This window comes from Nostoc sp. 'Peltigera membranacea cyanobiont' 232 (assembly GCF_002245985.1).
Taxonomy (GTDB): domain Bacteria; phylum Cyanobacteriota; class Cyanobacteriia; order Cyanobacteriales; family Nostocaceae; genus Nostoc.
The window spans coordinates 25,533-44,888 of record NZ_NOLK01000063.1; the positions used below are offsets into that span (position 1 = coordinate 25,533).

General features: G+C 40.7%; 26 protein-coding genes and 3 pseudogenes. 15 read left to right on the forward strand and 14 right to left on the reverse strand.

Annotated elements, in window-relative coordinates; genetic code table 11:
- Positions 1 to 133: 133 nt before the first annotated feature.
- Entirely contained in the window at positions 134 to 406 is a 273-nt protein-coding gene (locus CDG79_RS20690; RefSeq protein ID WP_089131554.1) for a GlsB/YeaQ/YmgE family stress response membrane protein, read from the reverse strand.
- Positions 407 to 834: 428 nt separating this feature from the next.
- Between CDG79_RS20690 and CDG79_RS20700 the strand changes: the two genes are divergently transcribed.
- A complete protein-coding gene (locus tag CDG79_RS20700; RefSeq protein ID WP_094343799.1) occupies positions 835 to 2,055 on the forward strand; it encodes an FAD-dependent oxidoreductase in 1,221 nt (406 codons plus the stop codon).
- A gap of 166 nt (positions 2,056 to 2,221) precedes the next feature.
- Positions 2,222 to 2,536, forward strand: a complete 315-nt coding sequence (locus tag CDG79_RS20705; RefSeq protein ID WP_094343800.1) for an HNH endonuclease — start codon at positions 2,222 to 2,224, stop codon at positions 2,534 to 2,536.
- Between the two features lie 138 nt (positions 2,537 to 2,674).
- Here CDG79_RS20705 and CDG79_RS20710 read toward each other — a convergent pair whose 3' ends face one another.
- The 5 genes from CDG79_RS20710 to CDG79_RS20725 form a co-directional block, all read right to left on the reverse strand.
- A complete protein-coding gene (locus CDG79_RS20710) occupies positions 2,675 to 2,902 on the reverse strand; it encodes a 3'-5' exonuclease (protein ID WP_094343801.1) in 228 nt (75 codons plus the stop codon).
- A 77-nt stretch (positions 2,903 to 2,979) separates the two neighbouring features.
- The gene (locus CDG79_RS20715; protein WP_317616595.1) at positions 2,980 to 3,189 is read right to left on the reverse strand and encodes a helix-turn-helix domain-containing protein; all 210 of its coding nucleotides are present in this window, start codon (positions 3,187 to 3,189) and stop codon (positions 2,980 to 2,982) included.
- 288 nt (positions 3,190 to 3,477) lie between these two features.
- Positions 3,478 to 3,618, reverse strand: coding sequence for a hypothetical protein (locus tag CDG79_RS42530; RefSeq protein ID WP_189525065.1), 141 nt, complete (start codon positions 3,616 to 3,618; stop codon positions 3,478 to 3,480).
- 30 nt (positions 3,619 to 3,648) lie between these two features.
- Positions 3,649 to 3,999, reverse strand: a complete 351-nt coding sequence (locus CDG79_RS42535) for a DUF7453 family protein (RefSeq protein WP_189525066.1) — start codon at positions 3,997 to 3,999, stop codon at positions 3,649 to 3,651.
- 210 nt (positions 4,000 to 4,209) lie between these two features.
- Positions 4,210 to 4,569 (reverse strand): hypothetical protein, encoded by a 360-nt coding sequence (locus CDG79_RS20725; protein ID WP_094343803.1) that lies wholly within the window; start codon positions 4,567 to 4,569, stop codon positions 4,210 to 4,212.
- 33 nt (positions 4,570 to 4,602) lie between these two features.
- On the opposite strand from CDG79_RS20725, the pseudogene CDG79_RS20730 reads away from it, so the two are divergent.
- Positions 4,603 to 5,440, forward strand: a pseudogene (locus tag CDG79_RS20730) (IS5 family transposase).
- On the opposite strand, the gene CDG79_RS42540 reads toward CDG79_RS20730, so the two are convergent.
- From CDG79_RS42540 to CDG79_RS20750, 5 genes are all read right to left on the reverse strand, one after another.
- A complete protein-coding gene (locus tag CDG79_RS42540; RefSeq protein ID WP_189525068.1) occupies positions 5,382 to 5,561 on the reverse strand; it encodes a hypothetical protein in 180 nt (59 codons plus the stop codon). The pseudogene CDG79_RS20730 and the gene CDG79_RS42540 overlap by 59 nt on opposite strands.
- 371 nt (positions 5,562 to 5,932) lie before the next feature.
- On the reverse strand, positions 5,933 to 6,574 hold the full coding sequence (locus tag CDG79_RS20735; protein WP_094343804.1) for a hypothetical protein: 642 nt from the start codon (positions 6,572 to 6,574) through the stop codon (positions 5,933 to 5,935).
- Positions 6,575 to 6,743: 169 nt separating this feature from the next.
- Positions 6,744 to 7,004 carry a hypothetical protein gene (locus CDG79_RS20740; protein ID WP_094343805.1) on the reverse strand — a complete coding sequence of 87 codons (261 nt, stop codon included), beginning with the start codon at positions 7,002 to 7,004 and terminating at the stop codon, positions 6,744 to 6,746.
- A 640-nt stretch (positions 7,005 to 7,644) separates the two neighbouring features.
- The gene (locus CDG79_RS20745; RefSeq protein ID WP_094343806.1) at positions 7,645 to 8,235 is read right to left on the reverse strand and encodes an ImmA/IrrE family metallo-endopeptidase; all 591 of its coding nucleotides are present in this window, start codon (positions 8,233 to 8,235) and stop codon (positions 7,645 to 7,647) included.
- The gene (locus tag CDG79_RS20750; RefSeq protein WP_094343807.1) at positions 8,232 to 8,591 is read right to left on the reverse strand and encodes a helix-turn-helix domain-containing protein; all 360 of its coding nucleotides are present in this window, start codon (positions 8,589 to 8,591) and stop codon (positions 8,232 to 8,234) included. The genes CDG79_RS20745 and CDG79_RS20750 overlap by 4 nt, the downstream gene beginning before the upstream one ends.
- Positions 8,592 to 8,756: 165 nt before the next feature.
- Between CDG79_RS20750 and CDG79_RS20755 the strand changes: the two genes are divergently transcribed.
- The 9 genes and pseudogenes from CDG79_RS20755 to CDG79_RS20805 all read left to right on the forward strand — a co-directional run bounded on the left by CDG79_RS20755 (position 8,757) and on the right by CDG79_RS20805 (position 15,598).
- Entirely contained in the window at positions 8,757 to 9,230 is a 474-nt protein-coding gene (locus tag CDG79_RS20755; protein ID WP_223278232.1) for a multiubiquitin domain-containing protein, read from the forward strand.
- Complete coding sequence (locus CDG79_RS20760; protein WP_094343808.1) at positions 9,205 to 10,389, forward strand: ThiF family adenylyltransferase; 1,185 nt, start codon at positions 9,205 to 9,207, stop codon at positions 10,387 to 10,389. The genes CDG79_RS20755 and CDG79_RS20760 overlap by 26 nt, the downstream gene beginning before the upstream one ends.
- 4 nt (positions 10,390 to 10,393) lie before the next feature.
- The gene (locus CDG79_RS20765; protein ID WP_094343809.1) at positions 10,394 to 10,822 is read left to right on the forward strand and encodes a DUF6527 family protein; all 429 of its coding nucleotides are present in this window, start codon (positions 10,394 to 10,396) and stop codon (positions 10,820 to 10,822) included.
- A 47-nt stretch (positions 10,823 to 10,869) separates the two neighbouring features.
- On the forward strand, positions 10,870 to 11,772 hold the full coding sequence (locus CDG79_RS20770) for a nucleotidyltransferase domain-containing protein (protein WP_094343810.1): 903 nt from the start codon (positions 10,870 to 10,872) through the stop codon (positions 11,770 to 11,772).
- Entirely contained in the window at positions 11,769 to 12,452 is a 684-nt protein-coding gene (locus tag CDG79_RS20775) for a hypothetical protein (RefSeq protein ID WP_094343811.1), read from the forward strand. The genes CDG79_RS20770 and CDG79_RS20775 overlap by 4 nt, the downstream gene beginning before the upstream one ends.
- A gap of 32 nt (positions 12,453 to 12,484) precedes the next feature.
- Positions 12,485 to 13,481: pseudogene (locus CDG79_RS20780) on the forward strand (IS4 family transposase); the annotation flags it as partial.
- Positions 13,482 to 13,736: 255 nt separating this feature from the next.
- Positions 13,737 to 14,295 (forward strand): annotated as a pseudogene (locus tag CDG79_RS20795) (hypothetical protein).
- Between the two features lie 203 nt (positions 14,296 to 14,498).
- Positions 14,499 to 15,062 carry a GNAT family N-acetyltransferase gene (locus CDG79_RS20800; protein ID WP_029631254.1) on the forward strand — a complete coding sequence of 188 codons (564 nt, stop codon included), beginning with the start codon at positions 14,499 to 14,501 and terminating at the stop codon, positions 15,060 to 15,062.
- Positions 15,059 to 15,598 carry a hypothetical protein gene (locus tag CDG79_RS20805; RefSeq protein ID WP_094343815.1) on the forward strand — a complete coding sequence of 180 codons (540 nt, stop codon included), beginning with the start codon at positions 15,059 to 15,061 and terminating at the stop codon, positions 15,596 to 15,598. Before CDG79_RS20800 ends, CDG79_RS20805 begins: the two co-directional genes overlap by 4 nt.
- A 99-nt stretch (positions 15,599 to 15,697) precedes the next feature.
- Here the strand turns inward: CDG79_RS20805 and CDG79_RS20810 are convergent, their stop codons facing one another.
- From CDG79_RS20810 to CDG79_RS20820, 3 genes are all read right to left on the reverse strand, one after another.
- A complete protein-coding gene (locus CDG79_RS20810; protein ID WP_029631251.1) occupies positions 15,698 to 16,063 on the reverse strand; it encodes an aspartyl protease in 366 nt (121 codons plus the stop codon).
- On the reverse strand, positions 16,060 to 16,377 hold the full coding sequence (locus tag CDG79_RS20815; protein WP_094343816.1) for a hypothetical protein: 318 nt from the start codon (positions 16,375 to 16,377) through the stop codon (positions 16,060 to 16,062). The genes CDG79_RS20810 and CDG79_RS20815 overlap by 4 nt, the downstream gene beginning before the upstream one ends.
- 289 nt (positions 16,378 to 16,666) lie before the next feature.
- Positions 16,667 to 17,068: a hypothetical protein gene (locus CDG79_RS20820; protein WP_223278233.1), complete on the reverse strand. Its 402-nt coding sequence runs from the start codon at positions 17,066 to 17,068 to the stop codon at positions 16,667 to 16,669.
- Between the two features lie 112 nt (positions 17,069 to 17,180).
- Between CDG79_RS20820 and CDG79_RS42550 the strand changes: the two genes are divergently transcribed.
- From CDG79_RS42550 to CDG79_RS20835, 3 genes are all read left to right on the forward strand, one after another.
- On the forward strand, positions 17,181 to 17,348 hold the full coding sequence (locus CDG79_RS42550; protein WP_186227466.1) for a hypothetical protein: 168 nt from the start codon (positions 17,181 to 17,183) through the stop codon (positions 17,346 to 17,348).
- Positions 17,349 to 17,575: 227 nt separating this feature from the next.
- Complete coding sequence (locus CDG79_RS20825) at positions 17,576 to 18,178, forward strand: hypothetical protein (RefSeq protein ID WP_094343817.1); 603 nt, start codon at positions 17,576 to 17,578, stop codon at positions 18,176 to 18,178.
- Between the two features lie 492 nt (positions 18,179 to 18,670).
- Positions 18,671 to 19,045 (forward strand): hypothetical protein, encoded by a 375-nt coding sequence (locus CDG79_RS20835; RefSeq protein WP_094343819.1) that lies wholly within the window; start codon positions 18,671 to 18,673, stop codon positions 19,043 to 19,045.
- The last annotated feature ends 311 nt before the right edge of the window (positions 19,046 to 19,356 follow it).

Consider the following 19,356-nt stretch of genomic DNA (forward strand, 5'->3'; position numbering starts at 1 on the left):
AAAACTTGACCAAAAATATAATAATAGCGCCAACCTAACCATAGGCTGACGCTACTGTTTTAATTAAATTCAGGGAGAGAAATAGTCATTAAGTTCCCTGATGTTTACTATTAATTGACTGCAATTTAATTTCTTATACAGCACTGCTGCGGTTGATTAGATTCCACAAGAAAACGGCAACGATTGCACCCAAAACTGCTACTAATAAACCCGGTATGCTGAAAGTTGGAGCAGCTAATGCTAGAGTTCCCGTACTGAAAAATACACCCAAACTACCGCCAATAAATGCACCAACGATTCCTAAAATAATTGTTGCCAGAATTCCGCCGCCTTGATGACCGGGGTAGATAGCCTTGGCGATAGCGCCAGCGATTAGACCTAAAACAATCCAAGCAAGAATATTCATTGTTTTTAACTGATATAACTTTTTTCCGAACAAATACAGATTAACAGCCCAAACATTGACATCCAATCTGTCAACAGAATTAATTGCCCTGAGCCCCAAGGAGTAGTTAAATTGTTGTTATTTCTTTTGACATATTCCCAATCCAGATGGATAAAAAACTTAAAAAAAGCCCCCAGTTGGTCTAAAACTAGGGGCATATACAATGAATATTTGCTTGATTACTATGCAGTATATGTATTTCTAATTATCAGTTTCCTCTACTTAAAGAATTAAGCTTCAGTTGAAGTGAGTGGCTTTTTTTGGTGGGTGAGGGCACGAAGCAAATCAAGTCTCACAATGCACCACGCTTCATAGTGTAACATAACTTTATACGCGGGACTCACATACGCATAGCGATCGCTCTAAACAATGATAACGTTAAATTAAGTATGAAACCCCACACAAGCGCACAAGAAAAAGCTCAAGTTGAGAAGTTATCCAGACCACTTATCGAAAAAGTGGCGATTATTGGTGCTGGACTTGGGGGTTTGGCTGTTGCTGTAGCACTCCGGAAACTGGGGTGTGATGTTCAAGTGTACGAAAAAGCACTCTTATTTCGTCCTGTTGGTGGTGGCTTGGGATTGCTACCAAATGGTTTAAATTTCCTTGATGCTATTGAACCGGGCATAGTAGAAACTATCAAAACTTTAGGTTCTGAGGTGAGGACAACCGTTTTAAAGAATACTCAAGGTGAAACAATTCGCACTAACCCAGGAAGTAGGTTTCAAGATAAATACGGTCAGTCATTAATCACCGTTTGGTGGTGGCGTTTGCAGCAAATTCTTGCGTCTAAACTGCCGTCTGAGAGTATTCATCTTAACCATCGCTGCATCGGTTTTGAACAAAATGATCGTTGTGTGTCAATATATTTTGAGAATGGGGAACAGATTAGTGCAGAATTACTAATTGGAGCCGATGGTATCAACTCTGCGATTAGAGAAGCTTTAATTGGAGACGGCAAACCCCGCTATTTAGGAAGTATGTCTTGGCGTAGTGTTATCAATTGCAACCAAGAAGTACTTAATCCGGGTGAACTCGGATTTGTTAAAGGTAATCAAGAATTTATGTACCTGCTGAATGTCGGTGATGGGTATATTTCGTGGCTATATCGTAAGTTATTACAAGATTGTACTCTTTCCCAAAATATGGCTCTTGTCAAATCTAAGGTTCTTGAGCAACTAGCTGACTGGGGAGAATCATTGCGATCGCTTGTGGAAAAAACTCCAGAATCGCAAATTTGGGAGACACCAATTTGCGATCGCTTACCGCTCAACTCTTGGAGTCAAGGAAGAGTTACTTTATTAGGTGATGCAGCTCACCCAATGGCACCTGCTTTGGGACAGGGAGCAAATAGCACGTTTGAAGACGCATATGAACTAGCGTTGTGCTGTTCCCAAGCATCCAGCATTCAAGAAGCTTTGGCTACTTACTCTCAACGTCGCATCCCCCGTACACAGTTGATACAAACCCGTAGTGCATTGGGCGAAATGCGTTACTACACAACTAACACAGAGGCGGACGATCAGCAAATGCAGGAGCAGTCACAGATGAGTAGTGAAGAATTTGAAAATTGGGTTTTTAATTACAAACCTTATAGGAACTTAATTTAATACTTTTGGCTTTAAGATGGACAAGCGCTTTCTCACTTCGTCCCTTTTGGAGAGTGGGACAGTGTTTGATTTCTTGTCGTAGAAGAAAGGAGATTGCATTCTGCCGATACCAAAACTTGGTACAGTTATTAAAATTCTCCAACTGCTTAATCTGTACTGTAGGAAAATGCCTATTTATAGAGAGCGATACGCGGATGATTGGGACGACATAGCCACTGCCATTAAAGCGGCAGCACATTGGCGCTGTCGGCACTGCAATCAGCAATGTCTGCGCCCAGGTGAGAAGTCAAAGGAACTGACGCGCTCTGAGTGGACTGTATTGACGCTATCGGTACACCATGCCAACTTTACGCCTGAAGATAACCGACCAGAGAACCTAATTCCGCTTTGCACACCATGCCACATTGCGCTGCACAGTCGAGCGCGGGGCAGAACGAATACCTCGCCTGGGCAGTTGGAGTTAGCACTTTGGACGAATTAGGGGTTGGGGTGCGATCGCCTGGGGTTTCCTCCCTTGAATAGGAGCGATCGCCACTTCACTTCGCAGATGCCGAATAACAATACTGACGACTGACAACTAAGCACACGCCACGACTAAAAACGGTCGGAAATTGGGCGTTTATGCAAAATCGGCTTTCTTTGAATTTTCGATTTCAGAGATAAATGTCGAGTAACCGGAGGCGCTGATAGCTAGAAAATCTTCTGGGCGAGTAGTACCAACGTACATCAAAGAACGTTCTTCTGCTTCATTTGAATCATCAAACTGTCGCGGTAGGTGGTCTGCCCACATCAAGATGACAGCACGGTACTGTAATCCCTTGGCAGAGTGGATAGTCTGGATTTTAATGCCCGGTTCATTGACAGCTTAAATCTGCAATCGCCACATCACAGTTGCGATCGCTCATACCAAAACTGAGCAAACAACTAATTCCGCAAATATTTAGCCAACAAATCCTTACCCTTATCTCCGATCTTTTCCAACATCCCCTCAATTTTCTCCATCGCTAGCGGCGACGGCGTTGAGCGTCCATTCTCCCAACGATTAATCGTGGTATATGTCACACCGAGAGTTGCTGCAAACTGTTCTTGCGTTAGCCCGAAGGCAAGCCGCAGATCACGAATGATCTGCCCCACCTCTGGCTGGTTGATAGCCAAGGGTTTTTTGATAGTCATTTAACTTCTAAACTTTACCTTCTAGCCTAAGTAGGGCTTGCTATATGATTTGTTACATATTAACCATGCAAAATCGCAATCTACCTCAGTGTATATCCGTAAAATCCATTTTTAGAGTAAAATTTATTGCTAGAGTGAATGGGAGTTTTTTAAGTGATGTTGAACTTGAATTCTTAGAGGAAAAGTTGCTAGGGGCGATGGCGTAACCGCGATTTCACTTGGGCGATCGCACTCATTGAAATACGTGATTTAGTACCAGGCTACCAACTTAAGGCGATAAACTACGCCCTCTAAAGGTTTCTTAGAGGAAACTTGTAACGCTTTAAGAGCGATCGCTCTTAAAGCGTGGGGAGTAAGCCCATCGCTCCCCAGCATTCCCCAAACAGACATGAACCCAGTCTGGGGTGCTTGATAAAAGTGTCAGTTTCTATCTGACAATACCCGTTTTTTGATTAAACCCATAACCACCATCCCAAACGTGATAATTCCCCATGTATTAGTTGATTCAGGAACTAATTGGGATTGTATAGTTTGGGGATCTGCACGGAAAATACCACTAATACCATCAGCTAAGGTTGCATAAAAAGCAATCTGACCAGAATTATTCAATCCCTGGCTAGAAAAACCAAGTTGAGTCACTGTAGAGCCGAGTAGGGTATCACCAGTAGCAATAACTTTGTCCTGGGAAATATCAGCACCAGTAAAAATACCTTCACCACCTGTACTTAAATTAGCCAAAAAAGCAACTCTTTCATATAGGGAGTTGTGCATTTTGTGCATTTTGTCTATATTAATTAAATCCAGTTTATCGTTATGTGTAATTTTTCACAACTCATTTAGGATTGCTATATCTTCAATACATATCAAGATACCTTCTTCATTAACACCATATTTTAGCCACATTGCCACACCATTACTGAATAGTTAAAGTTGCTCTTACTAGTGTGCTTTAACTTTTCCAATATGTCTCTATTTTCTGGATTAATATACTGACTCTGGCAATGATTCAAATTTTTCCGAATTGAGTATAACGATGCGGCAACCTGGGTAAGGCATAAAATCAGTAAAGGGTTCCATTCCCGATGTAATGAGAGTTTTGCTAAGTTCCGCGATGGGATGATGGGGCTTTTGGTTGTCCTCACTGCGGTTGATTTCTGATGCCATGTAGCCGCAAAACCAACTCAAAGTGTCAATATCTTTCTGCAATGCTGCCAAAATCCCTGTTACTACTTGTTGGTTGAGGTTGACAGATAGATAATCAAAGATGCTGTCTAAGAGGGTGTTTATAAATAAAAGATAAAGAGCATCGCAGTCATTCCCCAAAACACTTATTTTGTTCATACATAGGAAGTAGTGTTATTTGAATCGGGTACAATGAGCCGAAAACCTTATCCCACAGACGTTTCCGACATAGAATGGAATTTGATTAAATCAATGATTCCGGTTATCGTAAGCGTAAACGTGGAAAAAAGCGTGAAGTCGATATGCGATCGCGTGGTAAACGCCATTTTTTACATTTTGCGTGCCGGTTGCACGGGAGCGAATGATGCCTCATGATTTGCCATGCTGGCAAACTGTATACTCGTATTTTCAACGTTGGCTACGCTTGGGTATATGGCAAAAAATCCATTCAACTTTGCGATCGCTTCCAGCGGGCGGTTACGCCATCGCAGTTAAGGAAAATCGAAGGACGAGACGTTGAACCATCCGCAGGAATCATAGATTCTCAAAGCGTTAAAACGACTGAAAAAGGAGGAATTGACGGCTATGATGCCGGAAAAAAGATTAATGGTCGCAAGCGCCATATCCTTGTGGATACGATGGGTTTAATGCGTGATGGTTGTTGTACATGCTGCTTCTGTTCAAGACCGTGATGGAGCAAAACTCGTGCTAGACAAAATTCAATACTCAGTAAACCAAATTACATTTAATTTGGGCGGATGCTGGATATGCAGGAAAATTAGTCGATTGGGTCAGATATTTTATTGGTTGTGCAATTGAGATCGTCAAACGTTCTGATGACACTTCAGGCTTTAAGATATTGCCTCGACGTTGGGTTGTAGAACGTACATTTGCATGGTTAGGTCGCTATCGCCGTCTGAGTAAAGACTACGAGTATTGCCCCAAAACCAGTGAAACCATGATATATGCTGCTATGACCCATCTGATGTTACGTCGATTAGGTCGCAATCATCGTTGTTCAAGTCCTTAATATTTATTTTATAAACACCCTCTAAGGCTTCTGGGTGTCGCTTGTGGCAATAACGCACCGCAGATTCAACAAGTTTATCGATTTTAGTAGGTTGAGATTGCCCAAATCCCTTTGCACACATGGCACTGCCTCAAAATTTACGTGCTGGAAGACGCGATTTTAACAGAATTAGTGGGGCGATGAGCAGGAGCCGGGAGTACATTTATTATCGTTGATTACTTAAGTAAACCGCACCTAAGTGCGATCGCTTCTAGACGCAATCATTGTCTAGCAAAAGCCAAGTCACTTCAACGATATTAGGACTTACGCATTGACAGGAAATACCAAATATGTGGTATGGATTTCAGGCATTAAACCTTGATTTTTCGACACTTTTTAGGCGATCGCTATTGATCTGAGGATAATTTATAAAAGCCTGAAACGACGTATTTTCGTTAATTCACAAGATCATAAATTTGTACAGTGCGTAAGTCCTAGATATCATCAAAGCTGTCAATCTCCTGAACAGTCTTCTTCATCTACCCAATCTTCATCCCAGAGAAGTTCATTGTAAACCTTAGTTGCTTGAGATATTTTTAGGTTGTGAGCTGCTGTCACACAATTTCTTGGTTGCCAGCCAATGAGGGCATATCTTCCATGTAAATGTCTGACAGCATTCTTGCAGTCATTAATTACTGGAATATCTTCTTTGATGTATTTCCGCAATTGGACTCCTAAACGAATTGCCTCCATTTCATAATTTTGAAAGTAGGGTTCTTCAACATCAGGTGTAGAAATCAGCAATGCTCTCACCCAGGCATGATTTTTATAGATAGCCTTCGCTACAACTAAATTAACTTGTTTTGGTGTCCAGTTGCTCCTTTGTAAAAAGTTATCTATTGCTGATTCATCATCTAAATCTATATCTACGTTAGATTCTGAAAGTATTTCCGAAATATCTGTATTTTCTAGGAACAGTTCGTACCATTCTTGAAATGTTTCGGGACTAAATAGTTTTCTCGCTTCTTCAAATGAAATTTTCTCCCATCCAGCATCTGTAACTATTTCGTTACCAGTCTTTGCAATGAACAGATTTTCTTCTTCTACCATCCAAGGGAAGGATGTCTTCTGATGTTTTCTCTTTCGTTTACCCATTGAGCCATTGCAATATCTATCGCCTTGCCGCCTAAACGTCTACGCACTCAACTTTAATGCTACCGTTGATTATTTGGTAGGCTTCTTTACCAAAGAGCAACTCCTGTTTTTGACAGTACGTATACCACAAAAGTAACGTATTCTTTTTTGCCTATGTTTATCAGGAGTATCACCCACAAAAATCATCCACCCGGATATCCCGCCAAATGTCAGAAATCTGCCAGCCAGAGTTGCCAACAGACTGTACTGGAGGATTGTCAAAGAATGGAATATAGTCAGGAACTCTAGCCACTGGAATTGCTGCTGGTTGCTCATCAACCACAGGGGCTGAAGAATTGACGGTACAGAAGAGAAGATTTTGGTCTTCAGCGTGTTGGATTTCCATCATTTTCTTCAGAGTCAGCTTGTCGGATTTTTTGATGATCTTCATATCTATGTATTAAAAGTTTTCATTCACTGCTCTCCAAAAGCATTGGCTGAAAATTTGGATGACAGTAAAATTTGGAGAAGTTGGGTGTTAATCATTGCACGGAATAAACAAGATACAGCAAATCTATGGAAAATACGAGTCCCTTGCTAAGGAATTTATCAATTGGATACAAATTTCTTTTTCGCGCAGATGCCACAATATTTTACACAGATGTTTTGGGCACTCTTTAGCTTCATAGGAACCATTGATTCCCAAAATCAAACTGGAAAGGATTTTTTGCAGACAGGGAATTTTGATAACAAGCGTAGGTGATGATGATCGCAACCCAGGCATCACCGTGCCAAAAAAGGTTTTTTGTACGCTAAGGAAAATTCTGAGCCAATGCCACGCAGAGTTGTTGCGCGGTACTGGCTCTGCAAATGCGCTCTAAAACTGGCTTTGAGATGCAAAGTAAGAAACGTAATTATCAACGTTTCTTAAACCAAACTTCTAGTTGCTTCTCTATCTCATGAAATATTACCTCAGAAAGGTAGGGCGGAAACTATTGCTGCTGTACAAGGATTACAGCCTTAGCATACAATTTTACCCTTTTGGCGCGGTGATGCCAGAATCTTCAGGACAGGAATAGCCATAGCTATGCTTAACGAGATAGCTGCTTCTCTACGCCCGTTATACGTAGTCGATACTTGTACAACTCCTTACTAACACCAAAATAATCGGCCGCAGCTTCAACATCCATCTTCTGACGATGACTGGCAGCGATAGCAGGTCTAGGGAGTAAGAGACAAGCACCCAACCAATCGGCTTCGGCCTCCTGGCGCTTATCAAATGTACGAAAGCCTATGCCAGTGCTATCAGATACGATGATCTGGGATGATTCATGGTTAAGAATGATGTGAGCCTGCTCGTGCATCAGATCATTGGATTGGCGGGCAACTGAATGGGACGGATTGAGTACGATAATGTCTTTTGTTCCTGAGCGGACGGTAACAGCAGACCATTCATCGCCCTCCGGTGATTGAAGGTAACGAAGCGTTTCGCGGGGTAAGCCTGGCACATTGGCGAGTTCCCAGATAAATACATTTAAATACTTTGCGACTTCGCGTGCAAACAATGGGTCTGTATCTTTCAGTCCTAAATGTGATCTAATCTGAATCGCAGTGTTCTCGCATCGTGATTTGAAACCCCGAACGAACAGTGCTTCGTCATTTTTTGATATTGGGCCGATCATTCGTCGTCCTCTGCCACGGCAGCTTGATGAATAGCAAGAATTAATGCACCCAAATGTTGCGCGGTTTTTGGACTCATTGTCTTGCCTGCCTTAAAGTGAGCAAGCATCACCGTTTGGTTGGGCTTGGATGCAGTTTCTGTTTCTCCATGCTCCTTGTAACCAAGAACTTCACCAGGATCGACTCCGAGCCAGGCACAAATTTTTGTAAAGGAGTCTAGATCAGGCTGTTTTCCTGCCTCTACTCGTGATAGGGTTGCCGCACTGATATTCATTTCTGCCGCAACTTGTCTCAGTCCTCTGCTACCCCTTCGTTTCTTGATGAGGGGGCCAAGTTGCTCAAGTGTAAGCCTAGCCATAAAAAATCCTTTCGTTTGTGTTTCACTATTGCAACGCTGTTACAGAGGTGATATAATAGATTTGAATCACTGAAGCAACGTTGTTGCAGAGATGGAATAGTTTCACTCTATCACGATTAGCATCAGGGGTTTGTATTGTATTAGCTATTTTGGTGTGAGGATTTAATGATGAACGAAAAAGAACACAAGTATGATGTAGGGCATAGTAAAGTCCGTGTCCATATAGATCGTAAGCAGTTCGAGTCGCCGAATCCAACAACAGGTTCGGCGCTTTATGTACTTGGGCACGTTCCTCATGGATTCGAGCTGTTTCAGGAGGTAGAGGGAAAGCAGGAAGATAAAGTCATCCCGAATGATGGAAATGAGATTCATCTCAAAGAAGACGAGCATTTCTATAGCACTAAAGAATTCAAGATCATCGTGAACGGTCGTCCCAAAGAGGTTACTTCAAAGGAATTATCGTTTACCGAGATTGTCTCTTTGGCATTTAGTAGTCCGCCGACAGGCGAAAACATCCTTTTTACAGTTACATACGAGAAGGGCAAAGGCAGCAGGCCTGAAGGAACTCTAGTCGAAGGACAATCGGTACATATTAAAAATGGGATGATCTTCAATGTCACAGCAACTGATAAGTCGTAGCATTGACTTAAAGCGTCTACAAGATGAAGGCTTTGATCTGGAGATCAACTCAGGCTATCTACTGGTCAAAAATATTCCGTATTTAAACTCCAACCGAGAAATCAAATACGGGATGCTTGTTTCAGAATTGACTCTTGCTGGCGATGTAACCACTAAACCTAGTACACACGTTATTGAGTTTGGCGGTGATCATCCTTGCCATAAAGACGGGACAGAAATAACTCAGATCAAACATGCGAGTACAAGAAAGCAACTCACTCAGGGAGTTGAAGTTCAACATACGTTTTCAAGCAAACCTCCTCAAGGCTATTCAAACTATTATGAAAAGCTGACTACGTATATCGCTATTATTTCTAGTCCTGCACAAGCAATTGATCCGGCTGTCACAGCAAAGAATTTCTCAGTTATCCAATCGGAGGAAGGAGAATCGCCATTCTGTTATCGTGATACCGCATCAAGTAGGGCGGGTATCAATCTAATTTCTCAGAAATTAGCACTGGAAGATGTTGCTATTATTGGCTTAGGTGGAACGGGAACATACGTGTTGGATCTAGTAGCCAAAACTCCTGTCAAAAGAGTTCATCTATTTGATGGAGATAAATTATTTCAACATAACGCATTTAGGTCTCCAGGTGCGCCATCAATTGATGAACTGAGGGAAATTCCTTATAAGGTAATTTACTTCAAGGAACTGTACTCCAAAATGCATCAAGGTATTATTCCTCATGCTTTCTATATTGAGGATGAAATAAGCGTTAATTATTTAAAGAAGATGAAGTTTGTATTCCTTTGCCTTGATAGAGGTACAGCAAAAAAACTAATTATTGAAAAATTAGAAGAATTTGGCATTCCTTTCATTGATGTCGGAATTGGTGTGAATTTAGTTGATGAATCGTTAGGGGGGATACTAAGAGTCACGACTAGCACTATAGAACAGCGTGAGCATATAAATAAAAGAGTTTCTTTTTCAGACAATAACGGTAACAACGACTATGCTCAAAATATTCAGATTGCTGATCTGAATGCTCTTAATGCAGCCTTAGCTGTAATAAAGTGGAAAAAAATATTTGGATTCTATCGAGACTTCAACGAGGAACATAATACTACATATACCATAGATGGCAATACACTAATTAACGAAGACCAGTTAGAAGGCTGAAACAGTGCTTAGACACGAATTTGTTGAATATATTCCTGATAACCTCAATGACAACACTATCTATGTGTCTATAAAGTTTGGAACCGTAGCTCATAAATGTTGCTGCGGATGTGGAAATGAGGTTTTTACTCCACTAAGCCCAACCGATTGGAAGTTAATCTTTAACGGTAAATCAATTTCGCTTGAGCCTTCAATTGGTAACTGGAGTTTTGAGTGTAAGTCTCATTATTGGATCAGACATAATGATGTTATATGGGCTGTCCAATGGTCACAAGAAGAGATTGACGCTGCCAGAATATATGATCGTTCTGCAAAAGAGAAATACTTTGAAGATGCTTCTAGTAACGTGATGACAGAGAAACCAAAGAGCGATAAACAAAAGCAAAGTTATTGGATGAAATTGAAACAGTGGTGGTTGCAGTATTGGAAGTGACTGTAATAATATACCGCCCAAGAATGAGGTAGGGAGACTTTTAGTACATGAATATATCCGAAGATACCTTTGTTTCTTGGTCGAGGGGGCCTAGCCAAACAGAGTCTGATAAATGTGAGAACGCAGAGAGAATTGTTCGCAAAGCGATCAAAGCTGATGTTAAACTATCAAGCCTAGACATTTCCGTTTTTGCTCAAGGCTCTTACCGTGCCCGCACAAATGTTAGACAGAACAGTGATGTAGATATATGTGTCCGCTATAACTCAGCATTCTTTCCAGACTATCCCAGTGGTACTACACGAAACACGTTTGGTAATGTGGGTAGTGCTATATCCTTTGCTGAATTCAAGAATATGGTTGAGCAGGCGTTAGTCAATTACTTTGGTAGAAATGGGGTTACACGAGGTAATAAAGCTTTTGATGTTCATGCAAACACTTACAGAATTGATGCAGATGTAGTGCCTACTTTCGAGCATCGACACTACACAGGAAGATGGAACACAGATGGCACTCCTCACTACATTTCAGGTGTTGCCTTCAAGCCGGATAACGGTAGTTTGATACAGAATTGGCCTCAGCAGACTTACGATAATGGGGTAAATAGAAATAATAGTACAGGCCGGAAATATAAACGGGTTATTCGCATTTTGAAACGTCTCCGAGACAAAATGCAGAGCGAGAACGTATCAGGAGCCAAAAACATTTCGTCGTTTCTTATCGAATGCCTGGTTTGGAATGCTGCATTGGAAGCATTCTCAAAAGAGTCATACACAGAAATTCTTCGATATATCATTGTAAACATCTGGAGTCGCACACGTAAAGATGAAGATTGTTCTGAATGGGGTGAAGTAAATGAATTGAAGTATCTCTTCCGCAATTCTCAACCGTGGACTCGCCAGGAGGCGAATAATTTTCTCCAAGCAGTCTGGAATTATATTGGATATACATGAAGAATCTGAAAGCCAAATCATTTGCATATTTTCTTTTTGCACTGTTTGCGATTTGTTTTATCGGTGTCGCACTTGTCACAGGTGCAGAGATTACAGACATCTGGAGTGCATTGAAGATTGCCTATAAAACAATTCCAATTCTGGTGATTTTATGGGTAGGGTTTGTCACCTATGCTTGGAAATGGCGAATTTTTCAGAAGTGGCTTGTTCCCTTCCCTTATATTGAAGGGACTTGGCAAGGAAGCATACAAACGACCTGGAAGAATCCGCAGACTGGGGAGACTCCCGGCCCTATACCCACAATTCTCACAATTAAACAGTCCTTCACTCATATTAGTTGTGTTATGCGTACAGCAGAGATGACAAGTCGAAGTTACTTCGCCGACTTCTGGCTGGATAGTGATGAGCAATTACGAAAGCTTGGATATTGCTACACGAGTTCTCCCTCTATATCAGTTGCAGAACGTAGCCAGCCCCACGATGGCACAATTGCTTTAGAGATAATCGGTAATCCTGTAGAAAAACTTCATGGTATTTACTGGACTACGAGAAAAACAACAGGTGAAGTTACCTTAAGATTTCGTTGCCGTGAAAAACTTGACGAATATCCATCTGATCTAGGCGATCATCCGATGAAAGGTAGGGCGGAAACTATTGCTGTACAAGGATTACAGCCTTAGCGTACAATTTTAACCTTTTGGCGCGGTGATGCCTGTTATGGCAAAAAGTTTGGCATCGAGAGCCAAAACAGAAGCCACCACTCATATGAGACACCAGAACAGAAGAAAAAACGCCAAGCGCAAGCTAGGTATGAAGCCCGAAAACGCCCCTTTGAGGAGAAAGAATCTTATCGTTGGGTAGAAGCACTGACTACGATAGAAAGCAGTGTTAGCAAATCTACTCGCGTGATCCATGTTTTTGATCGTGAAGGTGATATAGCAGAGGTCTTTGATAAAGTTCGTGAACTTCAGCATACAGGGGTTGTGGTTCGTGCTGCTCAAAACCGGAGTTTAGACCCTAACAGTGAGCGCTTGTGGGCCAAATTAGAAGCTCAACCCATTTCATTACGGCAAGAAATTCAACTCCCAGAAACTAGTAAGCGTTCTCCTCGCAAAGCTAAATTAGAGGTGCGATTTTGCCAAGTTAATCTCCGTACTCCTTACCGTTTTGATAATCGAGATCCACTTAAAGTTTATGCTGTTTATGCCATAGAAATAGATTGTCCAGAAGGTGAAACTCCTGTAGAATGGATGTTATTGACAACAGAAGCAGTCACCGATGCTTCTATGGCTGCTACAATTCTGCGTTGGTATTCTTACCGTTGGCGAGTAGAGGAATATCATAAAATTTTAAAATCGGGGTGTCAAGTTGAACGATACAGACTTGCTGCCGATGGTATGAAGGCAATACTATTGGTTTTTGAGTATAATTGCTGTTGAACTGTTGCAGCTGACTTATTTACACCGCACCCAGCCTGATACCAACGCTACTGAACTGCTCAATCCCCTTGAGATCAAGGTAATGAGCGCCAAATCACCCAAACTCCCCAAGGTATTAACAGTTGCTTGGGCGCTTGGTTGCCATCGCTCGTCTTGGTGGCTCCGCATGAACATCGACATAAAACTCCGATTGGGATCCAGGTACTGTGGAGGGGCTGGTTAAAATTGCACAACCTTTGCTCCCGTTGGCAGCTTGCTAGAGAGACTTAACGGGAAAAGTCAGATTGATGGTCTTGGTATCTTAACAGTGCAAACCATTATTTCGGAGGTCGGTTTAGATCCTACCCGATTCCCAACTGTTAAACACTTTACTTGGCGTAGATATAGCGAAGCCTATCGCTCCTGTCGCAAATTGTATCGATATATGACAATTATGAAACACATCGACACAATTAATACTCAGTGAATTACAGCATTCCACTAAACCTTTTATAATCAGCTTGTCGATATCAAAAATGATATCAAATGCCTGACCAAAAGTCCCCACCCAGCGAGATGATCCGCGTGCCCGTTCCACTAATTGGGGTGGTTCGGCGATTATCAAAACTAACACAGACAAGGGCATACAATTGCCTTGCTGCAAGCCTTAGAGGAATTACTAGGAAAATTTGATAGCAAAAATGATATCGATATAACAGCAGGCAGTAAATCAATTAAACAGCTAGAGAAAAAGCTGGATAAACTGGAATCCCATCTTGCCGATCAAAGCTCCTCAGTGGAAACAAAACTAGAAGGAATCGCCAAGAAGCTGGATCTTATCGAACGGGCAATCGCCTCTGGGAGATTGAGCAACAGCAAAGGGCGAAGACAAACGGCGTACCCGTACCAACAAACACAAGTTGAACTGCAACCAAGGACAAATGAAAGCCTTGCCCCAAGACTCGGCATCACCCCCCAAAGCCTGATTGCAGAAAGAGAAAAACTTAGCACCAAAGAATTTTTGAGTTGGTCTCGAAACCGCGATCCGATGAGTACGGCTTGGGAATGGAATGCTCTTGACGAACTGTATCACCCACTCAAGTAAAATCAGATTGATGCAAAGTTTTATCTTCCGTTTTGGCTATAACCCTTGAGATGACGTTAACTTTTGGTCAGGTTATGGTTCATCATTTGATCATCCAGGGGGTAAAAGCACAGTTTTGATCGGGACTAATTTAGATGCGATCGCCCTGATATAAGGCTGGAATTATTGAGGTAATAGAAGCAGATGACAATTAGGAGCTAATGGTGCAACGAAAAATTGAATTAAAAAGGGGTGTTGACAATACATATGTTGAAGCCTATTTGATAGATTTAGGACAAAGACACGTTGATGATTATGTTAATTATTGGGTGGAAAACTTAAGGTTATTTAGTCAAGAAGATAAATACTGGGACTGGGTATTCAAATTAAGATATATTGCCAATCAAGAAAATATTGAAGGTTACGCAGTCGAGTGCGAGAACAAAACCCAAGGATTAATGATAATAGAAACGCAAATGCACGGTTCTCGGTTAAATATTGGTAAGAGGCTAGTTTATGTTGATGGCATTACTACTGCCCCAACTAATCGAATTGAGATTCAACGCCCGCCTCAATTCAAAGGTGTTGGTCAAGCACTATTAAATTTCGCAAGAATTAGAAGTGTTGAGTTAGGGTATGAAGGTAGAGTTGGGTTGCATTCCTTACCAAGGTCTGAAGGATTTTACGAAAAACAAAACATGTTGAACTGCGGATCTGAAGAAGACTATGATAATTTAGTTTATTTTGAGTATGGTGCATTGAGACGAAGATCAGGTAAAAATTTATGAATCACCAACAGCAAAATAATAATTTTGAGGCAAACGAGTCAATAACAACCCAAGAAGCTGTAGATTTACTTTTTGGTGAAGGATGGCTTGATGAGGCTGTTTGCATCGAAGATGAAGCAAATTGCACTATCGGCGCTGGTTTGGATTGGGGTAGTGCATTAGCACCTTTAATGCTCAATCTTCCTTTATTTGGTCGTCTATCAACGCTGCGTGTATCTCTCAACCGCGAAGTTAGGCTAATAATTGAAACATGGGATTTAGGTATAGGTACAACTTCTGCAACAGAGACTGCAAAGGCACGCATTAAAGAGCGGTTGCTATCTCCTACGCCTGAATTGGTACCTCGCTTAAAAGCTACTTTGTTACAAAATGATTTATACGGTGAAGAGTTTATATCTAACCGCGAAGCCCTCAAATCACTACTTGCAGTACTTCTTACTGATTCTGATAGAGAAGAAATTGCCGATAAGGCTGCTAATTCAATACGCACACAAGTTATGTCGCAGGTAAATTTTTCCGAAAAACTTTCTGCATAAGGGACTTCCAAAGAATAAATTATTCCAAGAAAAACAAGAGGCAGGGTGAATTAAAGAATGACAATCATTTTAAGGGGGAGAAAAGGGATCGTTTTTGTATCAATATCCTAAAGTCAATAACAGTAATGGCATATCAACAAGCAAACGCTTATTTTTTAACCATTGACGACCGAGTAAAACTTCAGGTACTCCATTACCTGCATAAACAGGAATATCAAACACCTCACCATCAATTCTGACTTTTCCAGCATAAATATCAAAGTTAGATACACCTCTTGCCATCAGCATACTTCTTTCGCCTAAATATTCCCAATCAAATCCCTCCAAATCCTGCTTGTCAAGAGCTAACCAATCAGAAAACCCCGTATCTAAAACTGCATCAATTGGTAATTCAAATCCATCAAATGCAATCAATTCAATTTCAAAAATTAACTCCTCTCCATCACCAAACCTTCCTGATATCATATTGTCCCAGCAACTCCAGTCTCGTTAATTTTAAATATAAAAACGGGACATTTTGGGTGCTTTTGAGATGACATTTTAATAGCAGTCATCTCATCTAATGCAACAAAATACTCACCGCTTTCTGGTTCGACTGCCATGTACCAGTTGTAGTGAGTTTTAATTAGTTCGGGTCGGACGAGATCGAAAATGGGTTTGCAGCGCTGGTAAAACTCATCTTGTTTTGCTTTCCATTGGGCAAATTGTTCTTCTGTCCATTGGATTTCGGGGAATATTCGTCCCCGACGGGCAACACGGGTATGTTTAGCTTCGGTCATGGTGTGACTTAAAAAATAATAATAAGATAATATCTATATTAAACCGCGTCTACCTTGAAAACCATAGTTTTTTGGAATTAGAGTAAAGTTCAGAACTCAAGCCACGACAGAATAATACACTCTCCTTAAAAACTCCAGGTTTCAAAATGGACGGGGTTTAGAACGGATTCAGGCAGGCTCTGCACAATTAATAAATATATTTTCAATAAAATTATATTTAACCGCAGATAAAATTATCTATTAATTGCTTAATTGATAGATAATTTGAGCAAACAGTGTTTGATTAAAGTTAAGTAACTGGATGATACAAATTTGTTTTCTCATTAAATTCCCAGCCAATACCAGAAGTATCTTTACGCTTACACCAAGCAAAAAAAAGTGCTGCTGGTTGACTTTCTCTTTCGTTGCGTAAACTTTCTGGAGTTACCCCCAACCTTGAGGCTAAACTTTCTTCCGGTATTGGCTGAACTTTAACAGATTGACCTTGATAATAGTAATTGCTGTTGTATGATTTTCCTCGCCGAGGTTTATTATTAATATTACTTTGAAGCTGCATAATGCAAGAGGTAAACTGAGTCAACCGATTATTTATCGAATCGATTTTTTGCTCTAAATCATATATACGTTTAGTTGATGAAGTCTCGTTACTATTTGAGGAACCCGACAACTGGAATTCTAAATTATCTAGCAAGCGAGCAAATTACTGAAGTCCTTGCAAAAATTAGTTCTCCCCTTCAAACGTCCCAAACCACGGCAAGCACTGACGTGCAATTCAATTTGAGCGAATTGAAGTTGCACCAAAAATGAAAACTACCACTAATTCTAGACTAAAAGCCAACCAAACAAGCGCAAAACCTGCACCACAACAACAGCAAGTCAGCACAGTAAAAGACGAAGCGGATTACTACGACACAATTGCAGAGATGGCGCTCTTAAAGTCGGACTATTTCCACATGCAGTACAACTATTAAGCCAAATCTACCCTCACAAGCCGACTTTCACCCTTGGGCTGAACCTGGACACTCATTGGACAGCCTTCTACATAGACTGTCTGTGTTCGCGGAGCGTCTCGTAGAGATGCTCCATGAATATTTCACTTCGGTTGCTGTCCAATGAGTGAAAGAGCGTTTGTGAAACCCCTCCTCCACCAGTTGTCAACCTTGTCGGCAGTGGTTTTTCATATCAGTAGGAACAAATCATGACTCAAGCAATAGAACGTTCAATCAACCAACTCACCCTCAAAGAGCTATCCCTCGATGCCGCCAAACTCTGGGGAAAAATCGAATCCGCTTCTGAGTTAGGGGAAGAGGGCAAAGTTGAGGAACTTCTCCAGAACCTCATAGCAATCCAGGATGGCATGGAAACCAAAATTGATGCGATCGCCTGGGTTGTCGATCAGCTAAATCTTGATCTGGAAGTATGGGAGGAAAGAAAAGCACGGGCAGTCGAACTCCACGATAAGGTGATTTTACGCCGGAAGACCCAACTTGAACAAATCAAACGCACTCTCATCCACCTACACGAGATTGGATTAATAAATGACAAAAACATCGGTAAAGAAAGGGTAATTGAAATCAGGGATAACCCAACAAAAGTCGCTAACTTATTAGTAGAGGTAGACGATCAAGATTTCCCTTCGGAGTTTAGAATTATCAAGTACCAAGCTAATAACAAGGCAATTCTAGAGGCACACAAATCTGGTAGAGATGTGAGCAACATTGCTGAAATAGCTGTCGGAAAGCAAGTACGATTTAAAATGCAATCAGGTGGAAAAGCCCGTAGTAATAAAAACCACAACTAGTGGCAAATACCCACAATAATGCATCAAAAATAAACAAATTCACTTCTAAGATTTTTCAAAAGATGGTTAAGAGTAAAGTCTTAACCATTTTTATTTTTCTAAAGGCTATAATTAAAGCTCGTTTTCCCATTTATTAGCCAGTCTATTAGCTATATTATTTTGCAACAGTGTCATGAATGTTTTGATATCTTTCTACCGTGCTAACACTAAGGACTCGTCCCTAAAAAAGGACGCAACCAGCAAATTGTCTTCGACTGCTTGAACCAAAAGTTTAGTCAAACCAGAGGTACTACCCATGCGCTCGGCACAAACCCCTATAACTACATCTTGTAATATAAAAATTTTTGGTTTTGATGTAATATCAAATCCAATAGAGCAATATTGTCCTCTTTTTTTTGAAAACACCACAAAAGCTGACGCTTGATATAAGCAACAACTGGTATATCGCTTCATAAACAACCAGTTAAAGTTATATCAACAAAAGTTAAAACAATGGAATTAGCACAGTTTATCCTAACAGCAATCCTCTACATCCTCATCTACGGATTTTCTACTCTCTTTATTTTCCAATTCATACTAGAAATATCTGTCGCCTTTGAAAAGGACTGTCACCGTAATACATTTATAAAACACACTGTAACCAAAAGCGAAATCTTAACTGAAAAATCCCCAATTAGGATATCTAACAACAACAAAAATCAACTATCTACAACCAAACCGATAACTGTTCAACAGTTGAGAAAAAAATGCTCACAAGCTGGAATAAAATGGAGTTACGCTATCCAAGAATCTAAAACAGGTAAGAAACGACATCTCAATCGAGAAGAAATGTTAATAGCCTTAACCCAGATTAAACAGTCAGCATAATAAAAATATAAATTGATAGTAATTCATTCTACTATCAGTTTATATAAAATGGACAAGTACTGTATTTTTTGGCGAATAAAAAATTATAGTAAGGACGCATCACCCTTAATTTTCACTCATCCAAATTATAGACAATAAGCAATGATAAGAGGTGTTTATGGAGAGATGGAATTGTGGAACAACCTAACGCTCTTTTATTACTCTCATGAGAGTATAATTAGTTACTAAGAGTTTAACTTAGCAAGGGTATTTAATTGGGTTCAAGAACGGCTACCTCCACGATCACCGTGGTAGATCAGTACTGCGATGCC